The sequence below is a fragment of the Paraburkholderia humisilvae genome (assembly GCF_902859855.1).
GTDB classification, from domain to species: Bacteria; Pseudomonadota; Gammaproteobacteria; order Burkholderiales; family Burkholderiaceae; genus Paraburkholderia; species Paraburkholderia humisilvae.
The window spans coordinates 1-6,608 of record NZ_CADIKH010000150.1; the positions used below are offsets into that span (position 1 = coordinate 1).

The window sequence follows — 6,608 nt, forward strand, 5'->3', positions numbered from 1 at the left end:
ACGCGCGTCCTCACGCGCGATTCCAGCGATCGCACGGTCGTATTCGAGCAGGCGAACCTCGATATGGCCGGCATGCTCAAGCAGATCGCTGATACTGCGCTTCGCCCAGCCCGGCAATGTGTCCAGATGTTCCGTGATGTACCTGCGCAACTTCTCGGGGCTCTGTGGCAGCACCACGCCGAATTCCGGGAGCAGGCCTCGCAACCGGTTATAGGTCGCGGTCCTCTCTTCCACGAAACCTTGTCGTGTCCGATGCAGGCAAAGCGTTGCCTGCTGATGTTCGTCCTTCAGCGGCACGAAACGCATGCTCGGACGCGTCACCGCTTCGCAGATCGCAGCGGCATCGGCCGCGTCGTTCTTGCCGCGCTTGCCGGACATGCGATAAGGCGCAACAAGGTTGGGCGCCATGAGCTTGACGGTATGACCGTGCTGCTGGAACACGCGAGCCCAGTGATGTGCGCCGGAGCACGCTTCCATGCCGATGAGGCACGCTGGCAACTGCGCGATCAATGCCACCAGCTGATCGCGCGAAACACGCGGCTTGATCAGCATCGCCTTACCCATCTCGTTCACGCCATGAACGGCGAATACATTCTTGGCAAGATCGATTCCGATAGTGACAATAGGCATGGACTTCCCCTCTCGCTGGTGTTGATGAACGTTCGCAACCTCATCATGGCACGTCGATGCCTGACTCGCGGCTTCCGCCGCAGCCTCGGGACGGGGAAGTCCCTTTCATTCTCTAGATGAGGCGTGCTGCGCGAGGGTCCGTCGCAGTCGCTGCATCGCGGGCATGACAACGAATCCAAATTGCATCAAGGACTTATGCATCTCATGAGCACGTTATGCACACTGTTTTCCACGGATTCTGTTGATAAGTTGGCGCTACCCCGTTCGAGCAGGCGGATGGGCGGGCCGCGTTCTCGAAGGCGTCATCGTTCTGCTCCCCGATTGCCGATGATCGGCCGGTTCGTCTCGCGGCGGAGTAATACCGATCCATCGAGTGTTGACCCGCGAAACGCTGCGGGGGGGCAAAATATTCGTGCGTCGTGATATGGCGATTCCTGAGATGGCGCACCACGGGCGCGCCACGTTTCGGAGACGACGAGGCAGTAACGACGGCGGAGTAAGCGTGGGGGATATGCGTGTGTGACGAGGCTCGCATCCGGATTCCGCTGCTGCCTTCCGTAAGCAAGTTGTGTTTCCAGAACCTGTACCAGCCGGCCGCCGAAACTGTAGGGCAGGCCGCGAAGCATTCGCCGTCCGGTTGGACCGGAAAATGCACCGTATCGGTACCTGCGCTACAAGCTCAGCCTGCGCGATCTGGTCGGGATGATGGCTGAACGGGGTTTGTCGCTGGCTCACACGACGATCCTTCGCTTGGCAAGGCGTTATACGCCCGAGTTCGTCAAACGCTGGAACCGCTTTGCTACACCCGCGGGTCGCTCGTGGCGTGTCGACGACCTACCTGAAGGTTCGGGGCAGGTGGGTCTACCTGTATCGGGCGGTGGATCGGGCTGGTCAGTTCGATCGCACGAAGCTCGGGCCTCAGGAATGCCGCTGCGCCCGCCGTATGGAATGCGGTCCTGTCCGATCGATAAGGTATCCTGCAAATAGGAAACTTCTCAACCAGCTTGCTTATTTGCACCATGTCGGGCATAAGGTCGAGGTTGCAGCCATGTATCCGGGCTCGGTTCGCAGCACTCGTCCGCGGGCCCACGATGAATATCCGTGAATGGGTACCCCATCAGAGCCTCGGGCCTGGTTGCCCCTGGTGCAAAGCGGGTTTGGCCCATCACGGTCCGACCGTTGTGCCATCGAATTGAAGTCTGCTCAAGCAACCTCTGGAAAGTGAACGATGTTTTGATGTTAAAGACCGGGTCTGTCAACGCGTCACACTGGATCGCACGGGAACATGGCCAGCCTGATAGGGCTGATCTCGTATCAGCATGGCCCAGGCTGTGCGTGCATTCTTTGCCGCGAGTGCCACGGCAGCGATGTTTTTGTGTCGACGTCGACACAGGTTCATCAGCCATGAATCGGCCATCTCGGGCCTGGTGGCGGCCATGCGTATAACGGCACGCGCACCGTGAATCAGAAGTGTTCGTAATGCCGTATCGCCGCGCTTGCTTATGCCCAGCAGGTGCGGGGTACCGCCGGAGGAATGCTGACGTGGCACCAGACCCAGCCAGGCAGCCAGTTCCCGGCCGCTGCGAAAGGCTCGGGCGTTTCCGATCGAGGCTGCAAGGGCCGACGCGGTGAGCGCCCCGATTCCAGGTATTGTTTCGAGAAGTTGACCGGGCGCATCCGTACGGTGGATTGCGCGGATACGGCCTTCCAGCTCGGCCACCTTGTTACCAAGTTCGCGCAGGTGCTCGACGAGCATCTGGATTAACAACCGGAACGGCTCACCATGTTCAATGTCACGACTGGAAAGGGCCTCCATGGCCCGTTGGCCCAGCAGGCGGATACCCTGTGGCAGCACGATACCGGATTCGCCCGGAAGCCCGCGGATCTGATTGGCCAGGGCTGTGCGCGACCTGACCAGCCCGGCGCGTGCACGATGCAGCGACAGCACGGTCTGTTGCGCCGGCGTTTTGACCGGTACAAAGCGCATGTTCGGTCGTTATATCGCCTCGCAGATTGCTTCGGCGTCAGCCGCATCGGTCTTGTTGCTACTGATGTAAGGTCGGACGGATTGCGGGGCGATCAGTCGAACCGTATGTCCGGGCTTTGTGAGTTCGCGGCCCCAGTAGTGTGACGAACCGCAAGCTTCCATGCCGATCACGCACGGTTCAAGGGTTGCAAAAACGAAGTACATCACTGCGTCTCAGCTGTTTGCGTACAACGATGTGGCCTTGCAAATCGACGGCGTGAACCTGCAGCACGTTCTTGGCGAGATCGAGCCCAACTGTCGCTATCTTCATGATGAACGCTCCTTTGCCATGGACATCACAGCTCGTCCACTCTGGCACAAATCCCTCGTCGCTTAGCGGGAGTCGTCCATCACATCAGAGCCGCGCGCAGCGCGGCCAGTTCACCGGCGCCGGGAAAACCGGGCGGATCACCAAGAATGGGAGCGGGCAGGGGTGGTGTGGCGCGTTTTCATGAGGGGGAGTTTAGCGCATGAACCGGTGCCTTGTGATAATTGAGACCTTATCTTAAGGACTCGGATTTCATGCAGGCCGTCCCTGATCCGGATGCGCAAAATGTGCGACCGAACACGAAAAGGGACTGAGTAGTCGTGCTTGAGCGCGCAGGGGGAGCGGGATAAGATCCACGCCCTTGGCATGGGGTGCAGGGCGATGCGGAACGCTCCCAGGATCATGGCAGGCGCAACAGTGCCGTTTCCCAGCGTCGTCATGCGGCTGCCCGTCGATGACGGTGTGAGCACCGCTGACGGCGGCGTCGGCCTGCCGGGCTTCGAAGCCGGGGGCGCGCCTCGCTCCCTCACGGCGCCTGTGTGGCGAAATTCCTCTTCAGATCATCACGGGACAGGTATGACTGGCAGCATTACTCAGGCTTTGGTGCGGCAATACCCTCCATCCGGATCACTGGCCAGCGATTCCGCCGGGCCCGCGATGAGGCAGGTGAATGATAAAAAAAACATCCCCGACACCCGGATCGAAGCGCTTGGCCGGCTTGCCCGCAACGGTCCTGGCCGGCCTGCTGTATCTGGTTCGCCCCGACATGCCGCTGACCCGGAGCTGGAAAGAAGCATCAGGGAGGCCATCGAATGGTATGGAGCCTTCTTTCCGGACGCCGGGCGGATACCCGCTGGAACACGCAGCGCCAATGGCGCCGGCATAAAGGCCGGCGCCAGTACCGGAGCGCGGCAGGTGCGCAGTGCGACGGGCTCGCCTGCAGTGATGCCAGCCACCAGCCTGGCCGGGGCGTGGCTGGATCTGGCGCGGGCACCTTCACGGATTGATACGCCGACATCGGCACTGATAGCCGTGCTCAACCTGCATGGAGTGGGCATCACGCGGCGTGAGCATATCTTCACGGTGCTTGATACCAATGCGCACATCACGCCCGCGTTTCTTGCCGGGCTGCTCGGGCCGGAACTGCTCGACGAGGCCTCGACGCTTCATGCGAACAGTAATGGCATTAACAGCTCACGCCGGGCCAGCATCCAGCGGCATCAGGACTTCGCTGCGGCGCTGGGTAAGGACCGCCTGCAGCAGCGCCTGTTCCTGCCGGATAACCTGACACCGGGCGGCCTGAGCCCACGCGGCTCCCGCATCGATGCTTGCAGGTGTCACCGTTGCCTCGCGGCTTCGGCTAGGCTTTGCAGCCCCGGATGTTGTCCTCGATGCTCCGCACCCCGCCGTTACCAGCGACGCACGATCGAGTAGGCTACTGCTGGCAGAACAGCAGGTCCCATCCATGTACTATCGGCAGGACAGTTGCAATAGCGACTTTGCAGGTCGCACCTGTACAAAAACACAGTATAGTGTAGGAGATAGCGAACGCTCGTTCTTTTACTTTGTGCCGATGCAATCCGGTTTGCGGATTCGCAGGCGATTCCGCTATATTAATTCGGTATGCTGACTAATTCGCTTTACGGTCGGTCATGGTAAATTTCGGGTCAAAATTGGGTTCTGTCGCGATAAGACGGTGAGGCCGAAGTAAATCCCGATATGAATAGGACTGCTTATGCTATCAACCAATGGAACTGGACAGCAGGCGTCGCGGCGAAGCCATCGTTTCTCATCTGCCCTTTGCGGATCATGTGCATCAGCTCGATGCCACTCAGAATAACGCGCGCGCAGTTGAAATCCTTGAACCCGAGCATCGGCCGGGTTCGGCGTTTGATGGCCCGATGGTCCTGCTCGACGAGGTTGTTCAGGTACTTGACCTGACGAACCTTGATCGGCGTCTCGCGCCCGGCGTTCACCGCGTTAAGTGCGGCGAGACCGGAGCCGCTTTTGTCGATGGTTACCGTCTCGGGAGAGCCGTTCTGACCGATTGCCTTCTCGAAGAAGCGCTGCGCAGCAGCCTGGTCCCGCCTGGCTCTGAACGGAAAATCGACGGTGTTGCCCGCCTTGTCCACTGCCCGGTAAAGATACTTCCACGAGCCCTTGACCTTGATATAGGTCTCATCAACCCGCCAGCTCGTGCCGACCACACGCTTGTGCTTGCGAAACGTCTTTTCGAGCAGCGGCACCAGCTTGATGACCCAGCGATGCACCGTCGAGTGATCGACGCCAATGTCGCGCTCAGCCAGCATCTCCTCAAGATTGCGCAGACTCAGCGAGTAGGCAACGTACCATCGCACGCACAGCAGCATCACTTCAAGCGGATAGTGCAGCCGCTTCAGAACTTTGGTAATACCCGGTGCCAGCGTCGTTCGTGGCGTCAGTGTCTTCTTCATCGCGCGGCCAAGCGTTTTCGTCAGCCTCGAATTTTACCTTCTCCGCCTTAATGCGACAGAACCGACGGTAACCATCGACAAAAGCGGCTCCGGTCTCGCCGCACTTAACGCGGTGAACGCCGGGCGCGAGACGCCGATCAAGGTTCGTCAGGTCAAGTACCTGAACAACCTCGTCGAGCAGGACCATCGGGCCATCAAACGCCGAACCCGGCCGATGCTCGGGTTCAAGGATTTCAACTGCGCGCGCGTTATTCTGAGTGGCATCGAGCTGATGCACATGATCCGCAAAGGGCAGATGAGAAACGATGGCTTCGCCGCGACGCCTGCTGTCCAGTTCCATTGGTTGATAGCATAAGCAGTCCCATTCATATCGGGATTTACTTCGACCTCACCGTCTTATCGCGACAGAACCGCCGATTCTACTTCGCCGCGTTAATGCGACAGAGCCATTCAAAAGAGGCAAATATGGCATGTCGCGAATCTGTCGAAAACTGTCTGAGTGTCTTGTCATTTTACGGGAGCACGCCTAAGCTGGTCCGTAGCATCTTCCGTGAACAGTAACAAGTAAAAAAACCAAAGGAAAAGTCATGACTATCAAGGTTTCAATCAAACATGTGAAAAGCCAACGTTATTTGGCTCTGAGTGGCAATGTGCTGTGGCTAGCTACCGCCCCATTTCCGTGGTACCTTAACGCTACGGCTGACGAGGTCGCCAAATATACATTTAAGTCGTGCATTTTTTATGACGAGTTCATGACCACGTGCGTGGCTAGCGACAGTGGTTCTCTGGATACGGAATTCGGTCACACAAATAGCCTCGAACTTTCGGGAGTTTCGTCAGATCCAACAAAAATGTTTATATTCAGCCCGCTGGGCAGTAATGATCCGAAGGCAGGCTATCCGATCATGGTTACTGAGGGCGGAAACACTAGGATGCTTAATACCGGCGTCGATGAACACGATATCGCCGTACCGATTTTCGGAGACGACGATTGGACCGATAACTGTGGCTGGATTGTTTCTCCGTAATTCAACAACACAGTCATATTGCCAGCAACGCTTGCGCGTTACCGCAATAGCCTGTTTCGCCAAGTTGCCCGGCCGATACCCATAAGAATCCTGGTTCTGTCGCATTAAGGCGGAGAAGGTAAAATTCGAGGCTGACGAAAACGCTTGGCCGCGCGATGAAGAAGACACTGACGCCACGAACGACGCTGGCACCGGGTATTACC

Annotated in this window: 5 protein-coding genes and 3 pseudogenes; 4 read left to right on the top strand and 4 right to left on the bottom strand. The window is 58.4% G+C overall.

What is annotated here, in order from left to right; genetic code table 11:
- Window positions 1-630, bottom strand: a 630-nt coding sequence (locus tag HV796_RS39495) for an IS110 family RNA-guided transposase (protein ID WP_175233194.1), incomplete at its 3' end; no start/stop codon positions are given.
- Window positions 631-1,293: 663 nt separating this feature from the next.
- On the opposite strand from HV796_RS39495, the pseudogene HV796_RS44880 reads away from it, so the two are divergent.
- Window positions 1,294-1,522, top strand: a pseudogene (locus HV796_RS44880) (DDE-type integrase/transposase/recombinase); the annotation flags it as partial.
- Between the two features lie 363 nt (window positions 1,523-1,885).
- Here HV796_RS44880 and HV796_RS39500 read toward each other — a convergent pair.
- Window positions 1,886-2,927 (bottom strand): annotated as a pseudogene (locus HV796_RS39500) (IS110 family RNA-guided transposase).
- A gap of 573 nt (window positions 2,928-3,500) precedes the next feature.
- On the opposite strand from HV796_RS39500, the gene HV796_RS39505 reads away from it, so the two are divergent.
- Window positions 3,501-4,358, top strand: coding sequence for a hypothetical protein (locus HV796_RS39505; protein ID WP_175233195.1), 858 nt, complete (start codon window positions 3,501-3,503; stop codon window positions 4,356-4,358).
- A 299-nt stretch (window positions 4,359-4,657) separates the two neighbouring features.
- Here the strand turns inward: HV796_RS39505 and HV796_RS39510 are convergent, their stop codons facing one another.
- A complete protein-coding gene (locus tag HV796_RS39510) occupies window positions 4,658-5,377 on the bottom strand; it encodes an IS6 family transposase (protein ID WP_175233196.1) in 720 nt (239 codons plus the stop codon).
- 49 nt (window positions 5,378-5,426) lie between these two features.
- Here HV796_RS39510 and HV796_RS39515 point away from each other — a divergent pair.
- Together HV796_RS39515 and HV796_RS39520 are read left to right on the top strand one after the other, a co-directional pair.
- A pseudogene (locus HV796_RS39515) lies at window positions 5,427-5,732 on the top strand (DDE-type integrase/transposase/recombinase); the annotation flags it as partial.
- A gap of 232 nt (window positions 5,733-5,964) precedes the next feature.
- Window positions 5,965-6,405, top strand: coding sequence for a hypothetical protein (locus HV796_RS39520; RefSeq protein WP_175233197.1), 441 nt, complete (start codon window positions 5,965-5,967; stop codon window positions 6,403-6,405).
- Between the two features lie 13 nt (window positions 6,406-6,418).
- On the opposite strand, the gene HV796_RS43635 is transcribed toward HV796_RS39520, so the two are convergent.
- The coding region (locus HV796_RS43635) for a hypothetical protein (protein WP_217478179.1) at window positions 6,419-6,608 on the bottom strand (190 nt) is incomplete at its 5' end.